16 protein-coding genes, 1 tRNA gene and 1 pseudogene are annotated in these 25,228 nt (G+C 64.4%); 5 read left to right on the top strand and 13 right to left on the bottom strand.

Annotated elements, in window-relative coordinates; all coding sequences use genetic code 11:
• Nucleotides 1-39: 39 nt before the first annotated feature.
• The 5 genes from E4634_RS16585 to E4634_RS16570 form a co-directional block, all read right to left on the bottom strand.
• Nucleotides 40-1,383: a DUF1552 domain-containing protein gene (locus E4634_RS16585; RefSeq protein WP_206046921.1), complete on the bottom strand. Its 1,344-nt coding sequence runs from the start codon at nt 1,381-1,383 to the stop codon at nt 40-42.
• Nucleotides 1,380-3,089, bottom strand: coding sequence for a DUF1592 domain-containing protein (locus E4634_RS16580; protein ID WP_167854950.1), 1,710 nt, complete (start codon nt 3,087-3,089; stop codon nt 1,380-1,382). The genes E4634_RS16585 and E4634_RS16580 overlap by 4 nt, the downstream gene beginning before the upstream one ends.
• The gene (locus E4634_RS21530) at nt 3,079-4,278 is read right to left on the bottom strand and encodes a hypothetical protein (RefSeq protein WP_167854949.1); all 1,200 of its coding nucleotides are present in this window, start codon (nt 4,276-4,278) and stop codon (nt 3,079-3,081) included. The genes E4634_RS16580 and E4634_RS21530 overlap by 11 nt, the downstream gene beginning before the upstream one ends.
• A 37-nt stretch (nt 4,279-4,315) precedes the next feature.
• Nucleotides 4,316-5,590, bottom strand: a complete 1,275-nt coding sequence (locus E4634_RS16575) for a cytochrome c (protein WP_135445776.1) — start codon at nt 5,588-5,590, stop codon at nt 4,316-4,318.
• Nucleotides 5,591-5,709: 119 nt separating this feature from the next.
• Nucleotides 5,710-8,397 carry a glycoside hydrolase family 2 TIM barrel-domain containing protein gene (locus E4634_RS16570; RefSeq protein ID WP_135445775.1) on the bottom strand — a complete coding sequence of 896 codons (2,688 nt, stop codon included), beginning with the start codon at nt 8,395-8,397 and terminating at the stop codon, nt 5,710-5,712.
• Nucleotides 8,398-8,930: 533 nt separating this feature from the next.
• Here E4634_RS16570 and E4634_RS16565 point away from each other — a divergent pair.
• Complete coding sequence (locus E4634_RS16565) at nt 8,931-11,609, top strand: TonB-dependent receptor domain-containing protein (protein ID WP_135445774.1); 2,679 nt, start codon at nt 8,931-8,933, stop codon at nt 11,607-11,609.
• A gap of 206 nt (nt 11,610-11,815) precedes the next feature.
• Here E4634_RS16565 and E4634_RS16560 read toward each other — a convergent pair whose 3' ends face one another.
• The 4 genes from E4634_RS16560 to E4634_RS16545 form a co-directional block, all read right to left on the bottom strand.
• A complete protein-coding gene (locus E4634_RS16560; RefSeq protein WP_135445773.1) occupies nt 11,816-12,520 on the bottom strand; it encodes a FadR/GntR family transcriptional regulator in 705 nt (234 codons plus the stop codon).
• 82 nt (nt 12,521-12,602) lie between these two features.
• The gene (locus E4634_RS16555) at nt 12,603-13,547 is read right to left on the bottom strand and encodes a sugar kinase (protein WP_240725226.1); all 945 of its coding nucleotides are present in this window, start codon (nt 13,545-13,547) and stop codon (nt 12,603-12,605) included.
• Nucleotides 13,548-13,580: 33 nt separating this feature from the next.
• The gene (gene manD / locus E4634_RS16550) at nt 13,581-14,789 is read right to left on the bottom strand and encodes a D-mannonate dehydratase ManD (protein ID WP_135445772.1); all 1,209 of its coding nucleotides are present in this window, start codon (nt 14,787-14,789) and stop codon (nt 13,581-13,583) included.
• Between the two features lie 288 nt (nt 14,790-15,077).
• Nucleotides 15,078-15,154: transfer RNA gene (locus E4634_RS16545), tRNA-Val, on the bottom strand.
• Nucleotides 15,155-15,838: 684 nt separating this feature from the next.
• On the opposite strand from E4634_RS16545, the pseudogene E4634_RS16540 reads away from it, so the two are divergent.
• From E4634_RS16540 to E4634_RS16530, 3 genes and pseudogenes are all read left to right on the top strand, one after another.
• Nucleotides 15,839-16,493 (top strand): annotated as a pseudogene (locus tag E4634_RS16540) (transposase); the annotation flags it as partial.
• Nucleotides 16,494-17,383: 890 nt separating this feature from the next.
• A complete protein-coding gene (locus E4634_RS16535; RefSeq protein WP_135445770.1) occupies nt 17,384-18,418 on the top strand; it encodes a hypothetical protein in 1,035 nt (344 codons plus the stop codon).
• A 10-nt stretch (nt 18,419-18,428) separates the two neighbouring features.
• Nucleotides 18,429-19,322: a fructosamine kinase family protein gene (locus tag E4634_RS16530; protein WP_135445769.1), complete on the top strand. Its 894-nt coding sequence runs from the start codon at nt 18,429-18,431 to the stop codon at nt 19,320-19,322.
• Between the two features lie 6 nt (nt 19,323-19,328).
• Here the strand turns inward: E4634_RS16530 and E4634_RS16525 are convergent, their stop codons facing one another.
• Genes E4634_RS16525 through E4634_RS16510 form a run of 4 tightly spaced genes read right to left on the bottom strand, consistent with a single transcriptional unit; the run spans nt 19,329 to nt 24,128 of the window.
• The gene (locus E4634_RS16525) at nt 19,329-21,050 is read right to left on the bottom strand and encodes a hypothetical protein (protein WP_135445768.1); all 1,722 of its coding nucleotides are present in this window, start codon (nt 21,048-21,050) and stop codon (nt 19,329-19,331) included.
• Nucleotides 21,050-22,003 (bottom strand): glycosyltransferase family 2 protein, encoded by a 954-nt coding sequence (locus E4634_RS16520; protein ID WP_135445767.1) that lies wholly within the window; start codon nt 22,001-22,003, stop codon nt 21,050-21,052. Before E4634_RS16520 ends, E4634_RS16525 begins: the two co-directional genes overlap by 1 nt.
• A 9-nt stretch (nt 22,004-22,012) precedes the next feature.
• Nucleotides 22,013-22,390, bottom strand: a complete 378-nt coding sequence (locus tag E4634_RS16515; RefSeq protein ID WP_135445766.1) for a GtrA family protein — start codon at nt 22,388-22,390, stop codon at nt 22,013-22,015.
• A 10-nt stretch (nt 22,391-22,400) separates the two neighbouring features.
• Complete coding sequence (locus tag E4634_RS16510; protein WP_135445765.1) at nt 22,401-24,128, bottom strand: glycosyltransferase family protein; 1,728 nt, start codon at nt 24,126-24,128, stop codon at nt 22,401-22,403.
• 97 nt (nt 24,129-24,225) lie between these two features.
• On the opposite strand from E4634_RS16510, the gene E4634_RS16505 reads away from it, so the two are divergent.
• A complete protein-coding gene (locus tag E4634_RS16505; protein ID WP_135445764.1) occupies nt 24,226-25,092 on the top strand; it encodes a class I SAM-dependent methyltransferase in 867 nt (288 codons plus the stop codon).
• Nucleotides 25,093-25,228 lie beyond the last annotated feature (136 nt).

Raw genomic sequence — 25,228 nt, 5'->3', positions numbered from 1 at the left:
TAGCGAATGCGCGGCGCCTGACCGGCGCCGCGTCACCCTTCAACCGAGCAGTTCGCCCACGCTGCGATTGGTCTCCATGGACAGCGTACCCCAGCGCTCCACCTGCACCCCCATGGCCTGCTGCAGGGTCAGCCCGACACGGCTGATCGGGTCGCCATTGCCGGCAAGGTGAAAGCCGGTTTTCACCAGGCCGCCGCCGTTGCCGGCAATCATCGCCGGAATCCCCTCCACCGCGTGGGCCTTGGCCACCGAGCAATCGGAGTGGGCCAGCACCACGCAGTTGTCGAGCAGCGTGCCGTCGCCCTCGGGGATGGCAGAGAGGGCGTCGAGAAAGTCTTTCCAGGCGAACATGCTGCGCTCGGCGAACCAGGCGACCTGCCTCTGGTGACCCAGTTCCGGGTCCACCGGCTCTTCGTGGGTGAGCGTGTGATGGGTCGAGGTGGTACCCGGCCGGCGCAGGTTGGAGGCGGTGTCCGAAAGCAACACGTTGAACACCCGCGTCTGGTTCGACTGCAGGGCGCGAGCCAGCAGGCCGGCCATCAGCCGGTGGTTCTCCAGCACGTTCTCCATGGTCGGGTCCTGCCCGGTTTCCGGCGGGGCCTCGGGCATCTGGAAGTTCTCCACCGGCGCCGGCGGCTGCAACTGCAGGGCGAGCTTCTGTTCCAATTCGCGGATCGAGGTGAAGTACTCCTCCAGGCGGTGGCGATCCGCGGCGCCGACTTCCCGCATCAGCCGCTGGCGATCTTCCTGCACCGCGGAGAGCACGCTCTTTTCCACCATGTAGTGCGGGTCGGGCACGAACTGCGCCGCGTTGGGGTTCTGGAAACCCTCGCCGAAAATGCGCTGGTACAGCGCCAGCGGCGACACCTCGCTGGGGTTGGGCGCGCCGGCGCCGCGAAACGAGTAGGAGCGCTGGATGCCCGAGGTGCTGACCTCGATGGAGCGAAATCGCGTGCCGCCGCCCATGACCCCGCTGATCAGCACGTCCAGGGTCGGCGCCTTGACCTCGTCGTTGGGCACCGGGATGCCGGTGCGCAGGCCGAGGCAGCCGGTCACGTGGGGTTTGTTAGGCACGCCGTCGAGCTTGACGTCGTAGCCGCTGAGAATCGCCAGCTTGTCGCGGTAGGGTTCCAGCGGCGCCAGGTGCGCCGGCATCGCGTAGTCGCGGCCGGTCTCGCGCGGCACCCACAGCTCCGGGATGAAGCCGCAGCCCCAGATCCAGGTGCCGAAGCGCACCGGGATACGCTGCCCGGTGGCGGCGAAGGCGCGGCCGCTGTCGCCGAGCATGCTGTCGAGGATGGGCAGGCCCACGCCAATGGCGGCGCCGCGCAGGCTGCCGTGTAACGCGCTGCGCAGGAAACTGCGCCGGGAGGTTTTGTTCACGATTCGTTGCCTCCGTGTTGGGCCACGCTGGCCGTCGTGCCCGCTTCGGCGGACGGTGCGATGGCGAAGAAGTTGTCGCTGAGGGCGATGGTGCGCATCAGCGCCGGCACCCGGTAACCGCTGGCGGCAAACCGCTCGACCAGGTAGTCCATGTAGGCGCGCTCGTCCCAAACCGTGTCGCGGCCGACCGCGTAGCGGTAGAGGGTTTCCGCCAGGCACACGGGGGTCTCCCGGTGGTTGCGCAGCGCCTGCGCGAATTCGCCGGGGTCGCTGAACGGCACGCCGTCGAGCTCGCCGCTGGCGTCGATGGCCGCGCCGTTCTCGCGCTCGCGGTAGGTGCCCAGGCCGTCGAAGTTCTCCAGCCCCAGGCCCGGCGGGTCCATGATCTTGTGGCAGCCGGCGCAGGCCGGTTCGGTGCGGTGGGCCACCAGCCGGTCGCGGGCGGTGGGCATGGCCGCGTTGGCGTCGTCCTGCACCAGGCTGAAGTTAACGTTGGCCGGCGGGTCCGGCACGTCCTGGCAGAGGAAGATCTCGCGGATGGATTCTCCGCGGAGGGTGGGCGAGGAGCGCCCGGGGTGCGCGTGCAGGGCGAGGAAGGAGATATGGCTCTGGATGCCGGCACGGCCGCCCTCGGCCGGGAACTCGCCGAGCTCCCAACCGTGGCGCGTGGCCACCGGCAGGCGGTAGACCACGCCAAGCGGCCGGGTGAGCGCGGTCTCGCGCAGGGTGAACAGGTCGCGGTAATCGCCGTCGCGTTCGATCAACACGCGGGTGATATCGCGCAGGGTCTGCTCGCGGGCGTCGGCGATCACCTCGGAATCGAAGGCCGGGTAGATCTCCAGGTCCTTGACCACGTCGTCGAGTTCATCGAACTCCAGCATGTCGGCGAAGAAGGCGCGCACCGCACGCGCGAAGGCCGGCGACGCAATCAGCCGGTCCACCTGTCGCGCCAGCCCCTCGCGCGTCTCCAGTTCGCCGGCGCCGGCGGCGCGCAGCAGCTCGGCGTCCGGTGTCGAGTCGGTGAGGAAGTAACTGAGCCGCTCGGCGCGGGACCAGGCATCCAGTTGCCGCAGCCCCGGATGTTGCGGGTCCGGCCGGGTGCGCTCGATGCGCAGCAGGAATTCCGGCGCGGTGAGCATGCCGATCAGCGCGTATTTCAGCCCGGCGTAGAAGCCGCCCATCTGCGCGCTGCCCTCGCCGGCCGCTGTGACGAAGCGTTCGACCTGGGCCGGCGTGAGCGGCCGGCGCAGCAGCAGCGGGCCGTAGCGCTCGACGAAATGCGTGGCGCAGGCGGCATCGAACTCCTGCGCGGAGCGCGGTTCACAGGGCACCGTGGCCGCGCGCCGATCCTCCGCGAGTACCGCGTCGGCCACACCGATGGCTGCCGCCGCGTACTGCTCCACGCTGAACGGCGAGATGCCCGCCTCGCTGGTGCCCACCGCCACCAGCCCGTGGGAGCGGATGCCGCGCTCGAAACGCGCCAGCACCGGCGTCTCGGGGCCGAACACGTCGGCCAGCGTCGCCCGGTACTGGGATTCGGTGAGGCGGCGCACCAGCGGCGGGCCACCCACGGGTGGCGGTTCACCACGCACGCTATCGCCTTCGCCGCAGCCGCCCAGCGGCAGCGCCAGGCCCAGCGGCAACAGCAACAGCGCGAGGGCGCCGCCGCGCAACCGACGCGCTGTGCATCCTGTGTCACGGTGCATGGCTGCCTCCTTTGCCCGCGGCCAGTTCGGCGTTCGTACTGCGCGTTTCGATATCCACGAGGAAGGCCGGAATGGCCTCGAAGCGGTACTGGGTGGAGATGGCGGTGTAGTGACCGGTGACCGGGTCCGGCTCTGCGTCGGCATGGCGCTGTAGTGCCTGGTACACGCCGTGACAGGTATGGCCGAGCACGAAGGCCGCGCCATTGGCGGTGCCCGCGCGCCGCGCCTCGGGCGCGAGTTCGCCGTCGCCGCCGCGGCCGTTGCGGTAACCGAACTGGTAGTCGTACAGCTCCTCCACCGGCGTGAAACCCGCGAGGTAGCCGCTCAGCGTGCCGTCCTCCGCGAGCGTCGCCTGCAGCCGCGCCGCGTCCAGCGGCCGCTCCAGGCGCAGGCTGTTGACCACGGTATGGAAACGCACGTCCACCGGCTCGGTGGTGAGCACGCCGTCGCGGATGCGTCCGCTGGCGGTGGCGCGAAAGCGCGGGTCCTGGTCCATGGCGTAAGTGGCGTAGGCGAGTGCCTTGCGGTTGGCGTTGACGTCGATGGGGTCGGCGCTGGCGTACAGGCCCACGGTCACCGCGTCATCGTTGCGGATATCGTCCACGCCCGACAGGTCGATGAGAATCGCCCAGGCGCCGGAGAGCATCTCGATAGTGAACTCGTTGGACAGGCCGGAGGACTGGAAGGAGCGCGCGCAGCCGACCACCCGGTAGAACTGGTTGTCCACGCCGGCCGCGCCGTCGGGCGCAATGAAATCGCCGGTGGAAACCGCGCCGTCGAGATCGATGCCGGGCACCGGGATATCGTCGCGCTCCACCGTGCGAAAGTGGGTATCGGGCGCGGCGATCTCCGGGTACATGCACAGGTTGCGCCCGTCCGGCGCGGTGCCGAGTTGCCCCGCCGCTGCCTTCAGGCGATCGCCATAGGCGGTTTCGGATTCCCCATCCCGACGCTGGCCTGCAGGTGTACGCGCGTAGATTTCGGCCAGGTTCAGCGACATCCCGTCAGGGCAGGCGCCGGTGATTTCCGCATCCTCGGCCAGGGCATACTCGAGGTCGGCAACCACGAAGCCGGCGACGCCGTTTCGGACGAAGGGCGGTTCGGCGAACGCACCGAAGGCACCGCAGGCCAGCAGCAAAGCGCCAACCGCACGCACCCACTGCCCCGTCGACCTGTTCTTTTGGTGCATCACGACAGTGTCACCTCCATCTGTTGGGCGCCGGCCATCAGCGCTGCTGCCTCACCTGTTCCGGCGTCACGGCGCCGGCGCGGTTGCCGAAGCTCGCCCGCACGTAGCTCGCCACCAGGGCGATGTCCGTATCCGACAGGCGCTTGCCGAACATCTTCATGTTGCTGCGATCCACCGCGAAGGGTCGCTCGGGCAGGTGCGGCCCGTACAGGATCACGTTGATCAGCGAGGCAGGGTCCGGCGCCTGCACGACGGGGTTGCCCGCCAGCGGCACGCCCAGGCCGGCATCACCCAGCCCGGTGGGCAGGTGGCAGGAGCCGCAGTGCACGGTGTAGACGATCTCGCCTTCAGCCAGGTCACCTGCCGCAGCGGGCTCGCCAGCGGGCTGCGCGTTGGCCGGCAGGGACTTCAGGTAGGTCGCCATCGCCTGCAGGTCGCTGTCACCAAGGTGCCGCGTGGAGTGCATGACCACCTCGCGCATCGGCCCGTGCACCACGGCGCGCTCGCTGGCGCCGGTCTTCAGGTAGTCGACGATGTCCTGCTCGCTCCACGCGGCGAGGCCGGTGGCATGGGAGGTCAGGTTCACCGCGGACCACGGCCGCAGGCCGCCGAGCTTCACCTGGTCCAATTGCGTACCGCCGGTCATGGCCAGGTCGTCGAGTTCGGCGCCCAGGCGATTGCGCGGCGTATGGCAGGCGCCGCAGTGGCCCAGCACTTCGACCAGGTAGGCGCCGCGGTTCCACTCCCCAGACTGCGCAGTATCCGCGCTGAAGCCCTGCGGGCGATGGAACAGGCGCTTCCAGGGGCCGAGCAGGGGGCGCAGGTTGTAGGGGAACGCCAGCTGGTTGTCCGGCACCAGCGCCGCGACCGGCTCGAGGCTCTGTAAATAGAGGTACAGCGAGGCGATGTCCGCATCCGTCATCTGTGCGAAGTCGGTATAGGGAAAGGCGGGATACAGGTGCGAGCCGTTCGGGCGCACGCCGTGTCGCATGGCGCGATGGAAATCGGCGAAGTCCCAGGCGCCGATACCACTGGCCTGGTCCATGGTGATATTGGTGGAGTAGAGCACGCCGAAGGGCGTGTTGAACGCGACACCACCGGCATAGGGCGCGCCCTCGGCACGGGTGTGACAGGTGCCGCAGTTGGCGGCCCGCGCCAGGTACGCCCCCTGCTCGACGGAGGCATCCAGGGCGGCGATATCCGCCGGCGGGACTCCTGGGTCGAGGGGCAGCGCGACCAGCGCGGCGGCGCCGAGGGCCAACCCCAGGGCCAGGATCGCCAACACCCTGCCCGCATGTCGCAGCCTAGCCATGCGCCGCCAGCTCCTGCCTGCGCCCGGCGAGTGAACACCGCCTGCAGGGCACCGCGCGGGATTGCACCTGGGCGGGAAGGTGATTCGGGAGCGCGAGCACTTGTCTCTACCGCCGCCGGTCAGCGTTCGACGACGATGGCCGAGACAATCGGCTCACCCGCCCCGGCCACGAAATCCAGCACCAGCTGTCCGCCTTCGACGGTGACCGGGAACGACGCTGTCGCCGCGGCGAACACACCGCCGGCGGCGTCCGCCGGGCTGTAGTCGCGCAGCACCGCGGCGCCGTTGGCCAGCACGTCGAAGCGGCGGCTGGCCGCCTGGTCCGCGCTGGGCTCCAGCATGTGCAGGGTTACCGTCCATTGCCCGTCGGGCAGCGGCAGTTCGTAGCGGAACGGGCCCTCCCGGTAGGCCTGGTACAAGGCCTGCAGCGCTGTGCCGGCGACCACTTGCGGCTGGCGGTCGAAGATGAGGAAGGGCACCACCGGCGAGGACCGCCCGCCGACAAAGAAGTTGTCCGAGCCGAAACGCCGGCCGTCCTCGGCCACCGCGCCCTCCAGCGTGCCCGCCAGGATGCGCAGCCCGGCCCCGGCATCCGGCGCGTTCCAAGTCGCGGTATCGGAGAGTACCTGGCCGTCGATCGTCGCACTCACATCCACGCGGTTGGCCCCCGCATCGAGATGTACGCCGCGCCACAGGCACACGCCTTCAGCACAGGCGGCCTCCCCCAGTGCGCGGCCGTTCACCTCGAGGCTGGCTAGCCTTGCATTGCTGTAGGCGCGCACATCCACCACCGGGTAGGGGCGGTCCGTGTAGCTCGCGCTGGTGAGGTGCAGCACGGGCTCATCCGACCACACCGCCTTGTAGAAGTAGAAGGCATCCTTGCGCTGCTTGTGGTCGCGGTGTACCAGGCCCTTGTCGTTGATATTGACGGTGTCCCCTTCCGCGCGCTTCACCGACTCGCTGCCGGCGGCGAAGTCGAACATGTTCCAGATCCAGGTACCGAACAGGTAATCCCGCGAGCGCAGTTCTCGCCAGTTCTCCTCGTGGTACCAGCTCTGGTACTCCATCGGGTGCGGGCGGCCCTGCGGGTTAGGTGCCGCAGCGGCGGGGTTGTCGGTGTGCTGGGTGAAGGCACCACCGGCGCCGTACTCGCTGACCCCGACAGGCTGCTGCGGGTAGCGGGCGTGCATGGTGTCCAGGGCAGTACCCATGTCCTCCGGCGTGCCGTAGTACCAGCCGAAGTAGCGGTTGAAGGCGGTGATGTCGGTAGCCCCGACCAGATCCTGCATGCCGGGCACGCTGATTGCCGCGCCATCGCAACAATCCGCGTAGGCGGTCACCCGGCCGCTGGGGTCCTCGCTCTTCGCCAGCGCACTGAGGGATTCCAGCAGCGCGCGCGGCCGGGAAAGCTCGCCCTTGCCACGGTTGCGCCGCACCTGCACAAGGTTGCCGACATCCACCTCGTTGCCCATTGCCCAGATGGCGATGGACGGGTGGTTGTAGTTCTGGCGGATCAGTTCGACCAATTGCGCCTTCGCGTTTTCCTCCAGCTCAGTCGCCGGCAGCGCCGCGTGGCGCACCGAGGTCTCGTGAGTCCAGGGCAGTTCCGCCCACACCACCATGCCGCTGCGGTCGGCGGCTTCCGTCCACGCCTGGGCGTGCTGGTAGTGCGCCTGGCGCACGCTGTTCACGCCCATCTCCGCCATGGTGGCCATGTCCTCGGCGTGGTCCGCCGCGGACAGCGCCCAGCCCTTACCCTCGCGGTCCTGGTGGCGCGAGGCGCCGCGCAGGCGCAGCGGTTTGTCATTGAGGATAAAGCCGCGGTCCGGGTCGAAGGCAAAGGTCCGCACTCCCAGTGGCTGCTCTACGCGGTCGATCACCCGGCTGCCCTCGCGCAACTCGACCGCGACTCGGTACAGATAGGGGTCGGCGCGGCCATCCCACAGCCGCGGCTGTGCAATCGCCAGCATGCGCTGCACTTCCGTGGTGGCGGCCGCCGCGAGGTCTACGGGTGCAGTGTCTGTGGCCACCGCGGCGCCGCCGGCATCGTGAACGGTGGTCACCAGGGTCAGGTCGCGTGCGGACTCGCCGAAGTTGCGCAGGCGGGCCAGCACCGCGACCGAGGCGCGTTCGCGGCTCACCTGCGGCGTGTGGATGTAGATGCCGGGACCGCCGTGGTCGAGCAGGTCGATCTGCGCGCTGGCGGCGCTGACCAGCGAGACTTCGCGGTAGAGACCGCCGAACAGGAAGTAGTCGCCCCCCAGGGGCAGGACATGCTCGGTACTGCTGCCCGGCGCCGGCGCGCTGTTGTCCGCCTTCACCACCAGCAGGTTGTCCCCCGGGCGCAGGGCTTCGGTGACATCGAGGCGAAAGCGCGCGAACGCGCCGCGGTGCCCGCCCACGCGCACGCCGTTCAGCCAGACCTCGGCAATGGTCGCCACCGCATCGAACTGCAGGAAATGACGCTGCCCGGAGGCCGGCTGCGGCGCCGCAAAGTGCAGCCGGTACCAGCCGACACCCCGCCGGCCGTCGTTGCCAGGCGCCTCCTGCAGGCCATAGGTGCCCACACGGTTCCAGGTGTGCGGCACGCTGACCTGGCGCCACGCACTGTCATCAAAGACTTCCCGGGTCACCTCCTCCGGCGCGTCGCCGAAACGAAAGCGCCAGCCCTGGCGCAGATGCAAAGCAGTGCGTGGCCCATCAAACATGCTGGCGGCAGTCGCACCGCCCGGGTCACCGTGAGAGGCACAGGACGCCAGGACCGAGAACACGGCACACAGGGCGCAGGTGAGGAGCAGGGGTTTCAAGCGTGGGGTTTCCTTGTGGCCGGTCTAATAATTGGTCTTACCACTATCTGGTCTGGCCAAATAATGAGTAAATCCTGGGATGACGTCAAGTTAGCTGTCCATGCATGCGGCGGCGCCATGGCGGGACCTCCGAATACCGTGCTCCGCACCGCGCCCGGTGTTCTCCCATACTCTCAAAAACCTATAAATACAGGGCTTTCGCTATTTTCACGAGCTACCCGGCCAATCCGCCGCGGATCTACCTGTGACACGCGCTATATTGACAGCGCAAAGCAGTTGGGGATAGTCTGGCCTAGTGGCATGACCAATATCGAAAAAGAGCGGTTCTGGCCCGTTCTTGTGCCCGGCCCCGGAGCCCGGCCGCCTTCGATACTGCCAGCGGCCCCGAGCGGGTTGCATTGAAACCATAACAAACAGGCCGCTGACACAAAGGCGGTTGCCGGGAGTCGGTCTCGCGGAACGTTTCCGGACCACAGGAACCACGAAGCACCATCGCCCCGATTTTCACACTCGATAACAATAGGGTTTGAGCAATGACCAATCGCAAAACACTGTACAAGTCCGTACACCGCTATATCCAGGGGCTGGCGCTGGGCGCCGCGTCCGTAGCAATGACCTCCGGCGCGGCGCTCGCCCAGGCACCGGCCGGCGCCACAGATGACGGTTCAACCCTGGAACTCGAGGAGATCCTGGTCACCGGCACCCTGATCCGCGGTGTCGAGGCGGCCGGCTCGAAGATCATCGGCCTCGATGCCCAGGCCATCCTGGAAACCGGCGCGGTGACCACCAACGAATTACTGGCCACCATTCCCCAGGTCTCCAACTTCTTTAACCGGCGCCCGGAGCAGGACCCGCGCGGTGCCGGCGGCCTGCAGGTCAACCGCCCCAACCTGCGCAACCTGCCGGGTATCAATGCTGCGACCGGCGCCACCACCTTGCTGCTCATGGACGGCCACCGCATCACGCCGGTGGGCACCGACCAGGCCTCGCCGGACCCGGATGTCATCCCCACCGCTGTCATGCAGCGCGTGGAAGTGGTCACCGACGGCGGTTCCTCGCTGTACGGTGCCGATGCGGTGGGGGGCGTGATCAATTTCACCACCCTCGACGAGTTCGACGGTGTAAAGGTTGACCTGGGTTACGACATGGGCGACGACTACGATGGCTGGCAGGCTTCGGTGGTCGCCGGCACGTCCTGGACAGACGGCTCGGGCTATGTCGCCCTGGCTACCACGGACCGCGATTCCGTGCTGACCGAGGACCGCGACTGGGCAGCACAGGGCACCTGGAACGAGGATGGCAGCGTGCTCACCCCGGATGGCACCGAGTGCCTGCAACCGGTGGGCGCGGTGACCACCTGGTTCTGGTTCGGCGCCGGCTGGACCGACAACCCACTGGCCCCGGGCGCTGGCGTCACCCCGGTCGGCGAACCCTGCGACGTCAAGGGCAAGGCCGCCCTGCTGCCCGAGCAACAGCGCGACAACTTCTATGCGGGTATTACCCAGTCCCTGTCCGACAGCCTGACCCTGAAGGTCAAGGCGTACTACATGGATCGCTCCACCAACTATTCCCGCTACCCGACCGGAGACACCGTCGCGGAGCCGACGCCGACCGAACTGGGTCTGACCGGCGACAACATCGGCGACCTGGTGAGCACCTCGCAGGTCGGCTTTTCCTTCGGCACGCACCCGGACTACCGCAGTCGCGACCTGGAAATCGGCATCGAGACCTGGGGCATCACGCCGGAGCTGACCATCGACCTGCCCAACAGCTGGCAGATCAATACCCTGCTGCACTACGGCCAGTCCGACAACCGCGTGTCCGACCCGCAGACCGACCGCACCAAGCTGGTCGACTACGTTGCCAACGGCGACCTGGACCCGCTGAACGTGGCCGCGGCAGACACTGCGGTAGTCCAGGACATTCTCAACTGGCAGGTGCTGGACGAGGTCGAGCAGGAACTGCTGGACATCCGCGCCATCGCCGACGGCGACGTGTTCGAACTGCCCGCCGGCATGCTCAAGGCCGCGGTCGGCGTGGAATACGCCCGCGACGAGGCGAGCAAGCGCAGCGGCGAAACCACCTTCGGCGGCGCCGGCGCGCTGAACGAGGTCTCGGGTAACCGCGACGTGACCTCCGCCTTCGCCGAACTCTCCGTGCCCATCCTCGATTCGCTGGACCTGTCGCTGTCGATTCGCTACGACGACTACAGTGACTTCGGCGACACCACCAACCCGGGCATGGGCATCACCTACGAGCCCTTCGAGTGGATCACCCTGTTCGGCAAGTGGGGCGAGTCCTTCAACGCGCCGACCGTACTCGATAGCATCGTCACCGGCAACGGCCGCTATATCTTCAACGCCGCCGCCGGTGTGCCGGACCCGCTGGGCGAGCGCACCAACCCCTCGCGCGATGACGTGCTGGTACTGGAAGGCGCCAGCGGCACGCTGGAACCGCAGACCGCGGAGACCTGGGGCGTGGGCTTCGAACTGCGCCCGCTCGAGGGCCTGTCGGTGGAGACCTATTACTACGAGATCGAGTTCCGGCAGTTGCTCGGCGCGGTCAACCCGCAGCGTTCCGAGGCGGTATTGCTGAACCCGGACAAGTTCATCTTCGAGCCCACCCAGGCCGAGTGGGACGCCATTCTCGCCAGTATCGAAAACGGCAACCAGTACGCCGACATCGACGCCACCGAGGTCGGCGTGGTGGTCGACCGGCGTATCGCCAACACCGAGGAAGCGCTGCTCAAGGGCATAGACTTTGCGGTGCGCTACACCCACGACACCTCCTTCGGCGTCATGTCCTACGGGCTGTCCGGCAACTACCAGACCGACTTCGTGCTGACCCAGAGCGGTACCGAGGTCGACCAGTTGAATTACAACCCGGACCTGTTCGTGTCCGCGGATATTGGCTGGGCGCGGGATGCCCTGCAGGCGCGGCTGAACTTCCGCTACACCGACGAGTACGACGCGGACCCGACCCTCGCGGTAAACCAGAGCAAGGTCGACGACTTCCTCGTCACCAACCTGTTCGTGGGCTACCAGTTCCAGGCCGACTCCGGGTTCATGGACGGCCTGTCCCTGTCGCTGAACGTGGACAACCTGTTCGACGAGGACCCCTCGGCGTACCGGCAGCAGAGCAACCTCAGCTATTCCGAGTGGTCATGGACCCTCGGCCGCGTGTTCAAGTTCGGTATTTCCAAGCACTTCTAGACACCCGGCGCTCACGGGCGCCACACATAGGCTGTGGTGAGTGCATTGGGCAGCGTTGCTGCCCTTTTTTTTGCGTGCGATTCCTGGTGCGGCCGATGTCGACGCGAGCGCGTCCGACGGCGATGGATGACGGCGGGAGGGTCTTCATCCAGTGGGAGGGGAAGGCGGTGGGCGCCGGAGCGGGGTCGACGCGGGAGCGTCGCTACTCAGGTGTCTTTTTCTGCTTCGAGCAGCGCGATGTCAGTGTCTATCGCATTCGCGATATGCGCGCGCATGGCTTCGCGGGCGCGCAACGGGTCGCGGGCGCGCATCGCGTTGAAGATGCGGCGATGGTCGTCCAGCGAGGGGTGGACCCCCTTCTCGCGTACACGCTGGTGAAACAGGGTGCTGATCTGGGAGTTGTTGCGCAGGTCCCACAGCCACTCCACCACCGAGGCCAGGGCGCTGTTGCCCGAGGCAGCGGCGATGACGCAGTGGAAGCTGTGGTCGGCGCGCTCGGTTACCGAACCCTCGGCGTCCTCGCGCTCCATCTCGCGCAGCGCGGCCTCCAGTTCGTCGACCTGCTCGTCGCTGATGCGCGCGGCCGCCAGGGCGGCGATCTCAGCCTCGACCACCATGCGGCTCTCCAGCACCTCGAAAGGGCCCGGCCCCTCGTCGACCAGCCCCTTGTCCGGCTGGCCCTTGTCGATCACGTAGATGCCGGAGCCGGTGCGGATCTCCACCAGGCCGGCGATTTCCAGGGCGATCATCGCCTCGCGGATGGTGGGACGGCTGACCTTGAAGCTGGTCGCCAGGTTGCGTTCCGAGGGCAGGCGATCCCCAGGCTGGATCTCGCCGGAGCGAATCAATTTCTCGATCTGGCTGGCGACTTCCAGGTACAGGCGGCGGACTTTAACGGCTTCGATTTGCATAGCGAGGGGCGGGAGGCAGCGTCGAGATTGTCAATAAGTCAGGTGGTCAGGCCAACGAGAATTGCAGGATACGCCGGCACTGTCAATCGCCCGCCGCAGCCATGGCCTGCTGGAAATAGTCCCGCGGCACGACGCCACCGCGACGCTGGATCACCGCAGCAGCCGCACGATTGCCCTGTTGTACGGCAGACTCAGCCCTGGCACCGCGATAGCGAGCGGCGAGATAGCCGGCGTTGAACGCGTCGCCCGCGCCGGTGGTATCGACAATGCCGGCAACCGCGGGCACGGGGACCTGCTGCAGACGGTCATCGGCAAACAGCAGGACGGGCTCGCCGCCGCGCTTGATGACGATCTCGCCCGCCGCGCCCTCGCTATGGCGCTGGATGACAGCCCCGGCGTCGCCGTCGCCCCACAATAGTTGCTCGTCTTCCAGGGTGAGTAGCGCGATATCCGTCGCCGTATGCAGGAACTCGCCGATGGCGTGCCTCGCAGCCCCGGCGTCCGGCCACAGGCGCGGGCGGTAGTTGCTGTCGAAGGCGACGCTGCCGCCGTCGCGCCGGTAGTCTGCGAGGAAGGCCAGCAGGCGGGTGCGGGCGTCGGCGCGCAGGATGGCCAGCGTAATGCCCGACAGGTAGAGCATGGAATACGATCGCAGCTGCCGCTCCAGCCGCTCCCGCTGCGCGTCGTGTGCCCAGAGTTCGCGCGCCGGGGATTCGCTGCGCCAGTAGTGGAAACTGCGCTCGCCATCGGCGTCGTTGGTGATGGCGTACAGGCCGGGCTGGCGTCCTGGATACCGCTCCACCAGGGTCTGCTCGATGCCCTCGCCCAACAGCAGGTCGAGGATTCGCGCGCTGAACGGGTCATCGCCGAGCGCGGTCGCGTAGGCGGTGGGCACACCGAACCTGGCGAGTGTTATTGCGGTATTGAAACTGTCGCCGGCGAAGCCGAGCCGGTAGTTATCGGCTATCTCCGTCGGCGCGAGTTCGACCATCACCTCGCCGAGCGCTGCGATTCCCTGGCGTGTCACTCGCTCTACCCTGGATGGGTGGCGCGCGCCACCCTACCAGTTGAACATGGTGCCGTCCTGCAGGCGGTTGACCGGCAGGTAGGCGGGTTTGTAGGGGTATTTTGCCGCCAGTGCCTCGTCGATATCCACGCCGTGGCCGGGCACCTCGCCCGGGTACAGGTAGCCGTCGTCGAAGGTATAGACGTGGGGGAACACCGCATCGGTCTCCGGCGTGTGCCGCATGTATTCCTGAATACCGAAGTTGGGCACCCAGGTATCGAAGTGCAGGGCCGCGCCCATGCACACCGGGGACAGGTCGGTCGCGCCGTGGCAGCCGGTGCGCACGTGGTACAGGTCCGCCAGGTTCGCAATGCGCCGCAGGTGGGTGATACCGCCGGCGTGCACAACGGTGGCGCGAATGTAGTCGATCAGTTGCTCGGTGATCAGCTGCTGGCAGTCGAAGATCGAGCTGAACACCTCGCCCACCGCCAGCGGCGTGGTGGTGTGCTGGCGAATCAGGCGGAAGCTCTCCTGGTTCTCGGCGGTGACCGTGTCTTCCAGCCAGAATAGACGGAAGGGCTCAAGGTCCTTGCCCAGGCGCGCCGCCTCGATCGGGGTCAGGCGGTGATGGGAGTCGTGCAGCAGGTGGTGATCGAAGCCGTACTTGTCGCGCAGGGTCTGGAACAGCTTCGGCACGTGGTTGAGGTACTTCTCGGTGGACCACACGTTCTCGGTGGGCAGTTCCGCATCGGCGGGCTCGTAGTACATCTTTTCACTGGCCACGCCGTAGGTGGACGGCAGTCCCGGCACCCCGGTCTGTGCGCGGATGGCCTTGTAGCCCATGTCGATATAGCGGCCCACCTCGTCGACGGTCTCGGCGATATCGCCGCCATTGGCATGGCCGTAGACCATCACCCCGTCGCGGGACTTGCCGCCGAGCAACTGGTAAAGCGGCTGATTGGCGATCTTCGCCTTGATGTCCCACAGGGCGACATCCACCGCGGCGATCGCAGTCATGGTCACCGGGCCCCGGCGCCAGTACGCACCGCGGTACAGGTACTGCCAGATGTCCTCGACCTGCTGCGGGTCGCGGCCGATCAGGCAGGGCACGATGTGGTCCTCGAGGTATGAAACCACCGCCATCTCGCGGCCGTTCAGGGTGGCGTCGCCGATCCCGTACACGCCCTCGTCGGTGACCACCTTGAGGGTCACGAAATTGCGCCCCGGGCAGGTGACGATCACTTTCGCGTCAATAATCTTCATCGATATATCGTTCTTGTAGTTCGGGTCCGGGGACAGCGTAGCAGGACGGTATTACACTTGATCTTTGGCCAGGCGGCCATAATTGGCCTTACCACCTGTCCAGATACTACCACCATCCACCCCGGATTCAAACGAATGAAAAGAGGGGTCAGAGCCCTTTTTGGTCATGAAAGATGTCTGCGGAGAGCCGGCACATTATTCTGGTGAACGCTGGGAAATCATTTTCGCTCGAAAAGGGCTCTGACCCCGGAACGAAAAAGCCCCGGCGGGTGCCGGGGCTTTGGGATTTGGTAGGACTACCCAGATTCGAACTGGGGACCTCTACCATGTCAAGGTAGCGCTCTAACCAACTGAGCTATAGTCCTGAAGAGGGGCGGGATTATAGATGGATGAGGGTCATTGCTCAATACTTTCGTCAAGAGGTGGGCTTGACGGTTGATTTTGGCCCGAATTGCTCTTTCCGAGAGGTGTAGCTTGGATAACGCATTCTCAGGTGATGAACTTGATTTCGCATTTTTACTTTTTTAAATTCAAACACTTGGCTGATCATTGTCGCCGACCTGGATCCGCACACTAACATGCCAGCCGCAGCGCAAAACATTGATCATGCCTTGAACTCCCGAAACTGCGCGCGCCCACAATTGCCGGTATAGCTGCTCATGTAACTGCAGTTGATTCTACTCCGAGGTGATGCTTGGCTTGAATTTCGTGCTCTTGCTTCCTCCGCTGACGGTGGGTGGCCTGCCCCCAAATTTCGTCTATGCCTGGTTTGGGTGTCACGATGAATCTGGAGGCAGATTACGACAACACGTATACGGTTCCGCCGCAAATCCAAATTGGAGGTGGTGCGCCTCGTCAAAGAGCAAGGCATTTCCGTTGCCGAGGCAGACTGGGACGTCGATTTGCATAAAGACTTTCTGTGCTAATGGCTTCGGGCTCTCGCTGTAAATCGCACTCATACGTTTCCCGGCCCGGGTCAATTGGTTCTCCCCCGACACGACGGATACCCAGACTAACAATGGATAGTCACGACTTGAACAAGGTATCCCATGTCCTGGAGAAAACGATACTCGCCTGAGTGTAAACAAGAAGCTATACGCTTGGTGCAGCAGTCCGATACTCCCGTATCCGAAATTGCCCGAAACCCGGGTATCGATGGCAACATGCTCCGCCAGTGGGTGAAGCAAGCTTCGGAGCCACGCAAGCGGGTGTATTCCGGCCACGGCTATCCTAGAGATGAGGAAATCGCACGTGTCCAGCGAGGATCTCGGCAGGTGAAGAAGGAGCGTGATTTTTTGCGCGAAGGGGCTGATACCAAGTGGGGAACCGATACTGCCTATTTGCGAACTGGCGAAGGCTGGCCAGGTCTGGCTGTGGTCATCGACCTCTTCGGTGCCCAGCTAGTGGGATGGTCAATGAGCCACCACATGGTTCGAAAACTGCTAATTCAGGCTGTCCTCATGGCGTGGTGGTGGCGAAAGTCGAAGGCACCAGTGGTACTCCACTCGGATCGCAAGTTCCCAGTTTACCAGCCATGAGTACCAGCAATTCCTGACTGGCCACAAAATCACAAGTAGCAAGAGTGCTATTGGCAGCTATTACGACAATGCCGCCGCAGAGAGCTTCTTCAGTGTGTTGAAACGGGAACAGGTGAACCATCGCCGGCAAGTCACTCGGGCTGAAGCTCATGCCGACATCCTTGAATAAATCGAGCTGAAGTATAATCCGAGAAAGCGGCGGAAATTAGAGCAACTGAGCCAAACTGCTCTTGACTGAATGTCGGGCACGTCGGGGGATAACCACTTCCGCCGACGGCTGACTCGACCGATGAGTACGCCAAAGGCTTGACCACCCTGCACCGCTAGATATCCGATTTCGGCAGCATGGACGCCTCCGCCGCCAGCGCCCAACCTGCGAAATGGGTTGTCTGGACGCAATACACTGGCCACCCGCCCGGACCGTGCTGGTCAATGCCCCGGCGTTGACCAGCAAGACCATGCCCTTCTTCTCAAAACACACTTGGCTGGAGTTGCACTTCATCCAACCCCGCTAGCTGACTCAGAATGAGAACGCCCATAGTTGCCACGGCTAGTTCCGGGCCTACTCCTTGCAACCGCGCGAGTTCGCGAGCTTGCAGGATGCGACGGGTGGAATTGCAACATGCGTAACCACTGCAACTCCACTAGACCGATCCATCCTCCAGGAGAGAAGGTGCCCGCGGTGTTCGCCCGAGGGGCGGCGCGATATGCTCGAGCCCCGCATTCAGCCACGCTCGAAGAAATTGGCACGGCCAACCGATTCATCCATCAGGAGGCGTCACAACCTGTGATATGTGATAATCCTTGTTTAATGGAACAACTTGGGAATTGAGCGCGGGCGGGTGAAAACGCTCACTGAAAATTTCTTTGCTTGCTGTTCATAGCTGGTGCAGCCCTCAGCGCGATTACACTAAAATGCACACCCTGTCGGCTCGCTGTGCCCTTCAAATTCGGCTCTGTGCAGCTGATTTTAATGTGTAAGCTGTTGCGTATAGCAGGCCTCGAGAATTATTGACCGGAGAACTGACTCCGTGGGCTCCTTAGTCGGATTTTGGTATGAGTGGAAAAAAGCTAATTGTACATCCTGGAACACATAAAACTGGAACTTCTTCAATTCAGGATTATCTCTTCCACACAAGGGACGAAGCTGAACATACGTATTTGAACTCGGGAATTCCGAATTCGTCGATGTGGATAAATCAGGCCTTTGAGCCCGGCAAGAGCCCCCAAGTGAGAGATCACGCGAGAAACAAACTGCAAGAGGCTATTGAGAAAAGCAATACAGACATTGACATTATTTCCGCCGAATCCATATCGAAGCTGAACCGTGAAAACACGCTAGAGCTGTACAATTTTTTTAAACCGTACTACAGCAAGATAGTGGTTCATATATTCTTTCGCCCGATGAAATCAAGGATGGAAAGTGCGTTTCAAGAGCGACAAAAGCAGTCTTTTCGCCCACTCAACGAAAAATACAACTTTTCCTACGCGATTCGACTGAACATCCTGGATGATGTTTTTGAAAGTCAAAATGTCTTTGCACACAAGTACGATAAGAGTCTTTTCCCCAACGGAGATGTAGTGCGATATTTTATGGACAAAGCTGAACTGCCCTGGAGAGATGCCGATGTGCCTTCAAGCAACTTCAGCCTGTCCAAAGAGGCGATTCAACTACTGTATATTTACCGAAAGTTCCACCGGGATTTCAAACCGGAAGATAAAACGCTTCTCTCAGAGTTGCGCCAGCTTAAAGGGGAAAAGCTTCATTTTCACAGCGAACTTTATAGAGAGTTACTTATTTCAGGAGAGCATGCGGTCCAGAGGTTTGAAGATAGGGCTGGCTTTTCCATAGAAGAAGACATCACCGCTTACGACACAAACGCCCTTCGAAATGAGGAGGACATATTGAGAGTGAGCCCAAGCACGATTGATTGGCTTATGGAAAAACTCGCTCTGTCGCAAAGCGAGCACAACATTCAATGCGATGACCTTCAGTCAATAGCAGATGCTGTTGGACGGTTAAAAGGAGAACCTTCACCTACACAACTTGGCTCATTCTTCAAGAAGATTGTTGGGAAGTTAAAGATATAGAAAGCATATAATGTCCAGAATCAACCCGGTGCCTTCAATCGAGGAAGCCATCACCGCCGCCACCGGGCGCCCATTCAAGCCTACAAGCTCACGAAGAATAGGCGGTGGCGATATCAACGAGGCGATATGCCTGGAGGGCGATGGCCAACGCGTTTTCGTCAAGCGCAACCTGGCGGACCGCCTGCCCATGTTCGCGGCGGAGGTGGACGGACTCAACGCGCTGGGCGACACCGGCTGCATCCGCGTACCGCGCGCCATCGCCCACGGCGTCGATACCGACGGCGCCTGGCTGGCGCTGGAGTTCATCGAGATGCGCGGCAGCCCATCGGCGGCCGGCGCACGTTTCGGCGAACAACTGGCGGCACTGCATGCCATACCCGGTGCACACTTCGGCTGGCCGCGCGACAATTTCATCGGTACCACGCCGCAGCCGAACTTACTCGCGGATGAATGGATAAGCTTCCTGCGCGAACAGCGTTTGGGCTTCCAACTCCGCCTGGCGGCAAACAACGGCGCCCCGCACACTTTGATCCACCGCGGCGAGCAACTTCTGGAAGTGCTGCCTCAATTCTTCACCACCTATCACCCATTCCCGTCGTTGCTGCACGGTGACCTCTGGGGCGGCAACTGGGGCGTGGACGAGACCGGCATGCCGGTGCTATTCGACCCGGCGGTGTACCGCGGCGATCGTGAGGCGGATATCGCAATGAGCGAATTGTTCGGCGGCTTCGGCGCGGATTTCTACGCCGCCTACCGCGCGGCACTGCCCCTGGACCCGGGTTACGGCACGCGCCGCACGCTGTACAACCTCTACCACCTGCTCAACCACTTCAACCTGTTCGGCGGCGGCTACGCGAGCCAGGCCCTGCACGGCATCGACTCCCTGCTGGCCGAGCTGCGCTGAAGCTGATCAATTCAGCATGTCGGTGGGGAACCAGCCCCGGCACTCCTGCAAAACGTCAGCCGCCTCGCGCAGATGGTCCTGGAAACGCAGCATGTTCACCTGCAGCTGGCAGGCGGTCTTCTGCCACGGCACTGCCTCGCGCACACGCCGCGTGTACACCAGGGCGAGTTCCACCCGGTTCTCCCGCGCGGCGTTCATCGCCACCGTGAGGTCCCGCGCGGGCGAGCCTGGCGAGGCCTTGAGTTTTTCAGGTATCGGCACGCCGTTGCGCACCACGAGGAAGGACACTGCGTCCTGGTAGACCAGCCGCCAGCGCTTGCTGGCCAGCAGGCGCTCGAGCATCCGCGGCCCGTTGCGCGAGGCCGCGGGCCACAGTATGTATTGCGCCCCGGTGCCTTCGATAACGTCGATCCAGCCCGGCATGCCGCGCAGGACGCCGACATACAGGTTGTACTCGTCGGCGGAGTAAAGGGTGTCGGCGCGGCCATCGATATACACCTTCATCGCGCCGTCGGTGCGCAGGTGCAGGTAGCCGCCCCAGTTGTACAGCGCGAACACCTTGCCGTGCAGGTCGTTGGCCTGCATGAAGCTGACCATGTCCTCGGGGTAGGTGTACTCGGCGGTGAGGTAGTGGAACGCCGGCGCCGCCTGTAACGGGTAGTACCACAGGCGCGCCACACCGACACTGATGAATACCATCGCCACCAGGTACTGCAGCGCGCGGTGGCGCAGCACATCGAACACCAGCCCGGCAAGCGGCGCCAGGAGCAATGCCAGGGAGATGCCGAAAATCGGAATGAAGCGGCGGCTCGTCAATGCCATGGCGAGGGTCAGGCCGGTAAGCACCAGCCCTTCCCAGGGCACGTCGCCCAGGCGCTTTCTCACCGCGGGCACGGCATAGACCAGCGCCAACAGCGGCGCCCACATGAAATAGAAAAACAGCGGCGAGCGGATGCCGCCGGGTTTGAAGGGCGGCAGCCATTCGCCCAGCCCGCGGTACGGCGAGCTACTGTCGAAGGCGTAAACCAGCGGGTAGAGAAACGTCTCGAAGCCGGAGGGATTGATGGCCGCCGCGGCGAGACACAGCAGCCCCGTAAGAAACGCCGTGCGTAGACGCAGCAGGCTGAAATTGCGCCAGGGAAACAGCAGCACGCCCAGCGCCATCAGGCCGAAGAAAAACCCGCCGTGCAGGTTCACCCAGACCAGGAAGATCAGTGCCAGTAGCCAGCGCCTGGGTGTCTTGCCCAACAGCAGGCAGAGCAGCAGGCAGTAAAACAACAGGCTGTAAAGATGCGGGCGAATATCGATAAACGGCGCGGCGATAGCCGCCGCGAGCGCGGCGCAGACCAGCGCGGCGAAACCATTGCCGGTCTGGCGCTGCAATGTCCACTGCAACAGGCAGAAGGTGACGATCACCACCAGCCACTTCCAGTACACCAGGCTGGCCTGGCCGAAAGCCGACGCCCAGGACCAGAAGATGATATCGGCGAACCACTCGTGGTTCAGCCAGTCGTGGCCGAGGGCGGAGTAGGACCAGTCGTCCACCATCCAGGGCGTCCCGGTCTGGAACAACTCGCGCCCGGCGGCGAGGTGCCACCACAGGTCCGAGCCAGCCATCTCGGTATAGCCGAAGGACAGGTAGATAAGAATGCCGGCGAGGAACAGCAGAACCTGCAGCGGGTCGAGTCGCATCATCGCCGGCCGGGCAACGGGGGTGTCGGTAGTCATCAGGATTCGTCGCTGTGCTGGTCGGCAGAGGGGTGATAGCCCTTGATGAAGTACAGGGCCCGCTGCTTGCTCTCGTTGTAAGTGCGCGCGAGGTATTCGCCAATGATGCCAAGGCAGATCAACTGCACACCGCCCAGGAACAGGATAACGATGATCAGCGACGGGTAGCCGGGTACCGGGTTGCCGAAGAACAACGTGCGCAACAACATGTAGACACCATATATGAAGGCCACGGTGGACGTTACCAGCCCCAGGTACGTGGCCATCTTCAGGGGTGCTGCAGAGAAAGAGGTAATGCCTTCGAGGGCAAAATTCCAAAGGCGCCAGACATTCCAGCGCGACACACCGGCGACGCGCGCCTCGCGGTCGTAGGGGATGGCCTTTTGCGGGAAACCGATCCAGGCGAACAACCCCTTCATGTAGCGGTGCCGCTCCGGCAGCGATTTCAGGGCTTCCACCGCGCGCCGACTGAGCAACCGGAAATCGCCGACATCGCGGGGTATCTCGACGTCGCTCAACACGCCGAGCACACGGTAGAACGCGCGCGCGGAATTGCGCTTGAAGGGGGAGTCGCCGCGCCGGTCGCGGCGCTGGCCGTAGACCACGTCGTAGCCGGCCTGCCAGGCGTCGATGAATTGCGGGATCAGTTCCGGCGGGTCCTGCAGGTCGGCGTCCATGACGATCACCGCTTCACCGCCGGCGTGATCCAGCCCGGCGCTCAGCGCCACCTCCTTGCCGAAGTTGCGCGACAGCTCGATCACGCCGACGCGTGAATCCGTGCTGCGCAGGTCGTGCAGCAGGGCGAGGCTGTCGTCCTCGCTGCCATCGTCCACGTAGAGTATCGAGAACTCGCCGGCACAGGCATCCAGCACCCCGCACAGGCGCTCGTGGAACTGCGCGAGTACGTCGCTCTCGTTGTAGATAGGCACGACGACTGTAATGGTGTGCGACAAACCGCCCCCTCAGGCCCGGAAAACCCAGGCGTTGGCCAGTGTGAAGTTCCAGGCGACAACCACCACCAGCGCGGCAGCCTGGGCGAGCAGGTAGTGCCAGTGCAGGCCGTGCACGCCCAGATACATGACCAGTGCGTTGAGCACGAAACCGACGGCGACCATCGCCGCATAGCGACGCAGCGCTCGCCCGTGTGGGGCGGCTTCGACGCCATCGGCGAAAGTCCAGTAATAGTGCATCGCGTAATTAAAACTGACCGCCACGACAAAGCCAACACTGCTGGCCGCGGTGCTGCCCTGCCCCAGCCAAGCGACACCGAGGTAGAGGGTGCCGTAGTGCAATGCGGCGGTCACTACGCCGACCACGCCGAAGCGCAGGCCACGTGCCATCAGCCCGGCATTACTTGCGCACACGGAACACCTTGAGGTCGCCGACAAAGAGCTGGAAGTTGCCGTAGAGCGCACGATGCAGCAGCATCTCGGGCATGAAGTGCGACAGGTCGAAAGACGCCTCCGGCCGCAGCCAGGGCGACTCGCCGGCCAACACCTGGCGATAGAACAGCGTGTATTCCGGGCGGGTTTTCACCAGGCGGTCAAGGTTACCGACCAAGGGGCCGTTCAACTCGTTGGCGAACGCGGTGTCGTACCAGTTCTCGCTCATGATCACGTAATCCGCCTGGCGCAACGCGCTGGCGTCGCCCCGGGCGTACTCGGGACGCAACAGGGCAACCTGCGCCCCCGGCGGCGGGTTGACATAAAACGTGTAGAACACCCCCACGCCGGGATGTGCGGCAAACCAGGGACGCAGTTCCCTGCGCGGGTCGTCGTGGTAGTCGCCGACCATGTCCCAGGCCAGGGCCGCACTCCACGCCAGGACCGCGCCAAGCAGCAGCGGACGGTAGCGCCAGGGCCACGCCCAGGCGCCGGCGGCGATCAACAGCGCCGCGGCGGGTATCAATGGCAGGTAGTGCCGGTAGTAGGTGACCGGGGCGAGGAACGCCATGAACACCGCAAACGCCGCCAGCGGCAGCAGCGCCAGCCACGGCCGCCAGCGCGCATCCCCGGCGCGCGCGGCCCGCCACAGGCGCAGCACACCCACGGGTAGCAGCATGCAGGCGGGAATGCCGAGGCCGAGCAACAACACCGCGGGCACATTGACCAGGTTGCGCAACCACTTGTTGGCGCCGATGTCCGCGTAACCGGTGCCGAAGTTCGTGGCCTGCACACCTGCGGTGTACTTATAGATGAGGTCCACCTGGGTCAGCGCCCACAGCGCCAGTGGTGCCAACAGCCACAGCAACAACAGCGGGCGGCGCACACCTGTCCAGGGAATCACCAGCGCGTAACAGGCCAGCGGCAGCACCAGTAGTTGTTGCGGGAAGTCCGCGTTGGTCAGCGCCGCCAGCCAGGTCGCCAGGGCGATCGGCAACAGTGCGACGCGCCACGCCGACCAGCCCGCACTGAGGTAGCGCCAGGCACCGGCCGGCAGCCACGCGGCATAGGCGAACAGGGCGAAGACCCAGAACTTGGTCCACACGGCGGCGACCAGCAGCGGCACACTCAGCCATAATCCCAACGACCTGCCGCTGCGCAGCGACCAGGCGAGCGCGGCGATGAACGCATAGATGAAAAACGTGGAGGCCGCATCCACGGTGCCCGACTGCGACTGGCTGATGTGAAAGCCGGACACCGCCACCAGTGCCCCGGCGAACAGCGCCGCACCCGGGCTACCGGGTAGCAATTGCGCGGCGAGGACAACCACGGCGACCACCGTCAATGCACCGAGCAGCGCCGAGTAACTGCGCGCCACCAGCAGGTGTTCGGGACTGTGACAGTAGGCTTTGACACGGCGCTCGTCCCCGCGCACGTCGACCGGCGGCGGGTGCCCGAGTGCAGAGGCGATGGCGATGGTCTGGAAGCCGAGAAACGGGCTGTAGTTGAAGCCCTCGAGCGCGGCGCGGCAGGAACCAGCCTCGTCAAAATTCACCAGGGTGAAACTGCCGGGGCTATCCCAATCCCAGCCCAGGGTCTGTGCACTGTACCAGCGCGGCAGCAACGCCAGCAGGAATAGCACGGCCGCGGCGAGCAGGTGCCACGCGCTAAAAGACTGCTGTTCCCCCCGGTGCATGGCTTGCTTCCCGCCCCTCAGTGGCGCACAGTATCAGGGCAGGACGCGGAGAAATAAACCCCGCGCACCTCCCGTATCAACAGCCGGAGAACACGACATGCCTCGCGCCATTCGAATCCTGTCCGCCATCGGCCTGTCACTGGCCATCGGCCAGGCGGCATTCGCCGACACCCCGGCAGCGGACCCAACGCTGGAGGCGGTGGTGGCAGCGCGCGGGGAGGCCGATCGCGTACGCGATGCCGCCCGCCACCCGGTCGAGACACTGCGCTTTTTCCAGGTCGAGCCGGGCATGACAGTGGCCGAGGTATTGCCCGGCGGCGGCTGGTACACGCGGGTACTCGCCCCCTACCTCGGTGCGCAGGGCACCATCTACGGCGTGAATTACAACGACCGCATGTGGCCGCTGTTCGGCTTCAGCGATGACTGGGTCAAGGCGCGCATCGCCTCCACCGCCGGCTTCCCGGACACGGTCAAAAGCATCACCGACAACGGTATCAAAGCGCGCGGTTTCACGTTCAGCACGCTGCCCCCCAAGGCGGCCGGCAGCGTCGACCGCGTACTGATGTTCCGCGCGCTGCACAACCTGAACCGTTTCGAACCGGTGGCGGGTACTCGCAGCCAGGCGCTGGCCTCGGTGCGCGCCATGTTGAAGCCCGAGGGCATGGTCGGCGTGGTCCAGCACCGCCTGCCGGAATCCGCTCCCGCCGAGGGCAGCGATGGCAGTCGCGGTTACCTGAAGCAGTCGGAGGTCATCGCCATGTTCGAGGCCGCCGGCTTCGAACTGGTCGCGAGCAGCGAGATCAACGCCAACCCGAAAGACATTCCCGGGCCGGACGACAAGGTCTGGCGCCTGCCCCCCTCCCTCGACGGCAGCACCCTGAACCCCGAGCGCCGCGCGGCGATGGAAGCCATCGGCGAATCCGACCGCATGACGCTGCTGTTCCGCAAGGCCGACACCCCCTGACCGCGCCGCTCAATCGCGGGTTACGATAGTTATAATCCGCGGTTATCAAGTGACATAAAAAAAGATCATGGCGTAATTTCTTGCCCTGAAATCTCTCCTCCCTATACTGGAGTTGTTGGCAGCAAGTTGTGCTCTG

Source organism: Mangrovimicrobium sediminis (assembly GCF_004745945.1).
Classification (GTDB): Bacteria; Pseudomonadota; Gammaproteobacteria; order Pseudomonadales; family Halieaceae; genus Mangrovimicrobium; species Mangrovimicrobium sediminis.
Note: the sequence above shows the minus strand (reverse complement) of the source record. Positions and strands in the feature narration are given on the sequence as shown.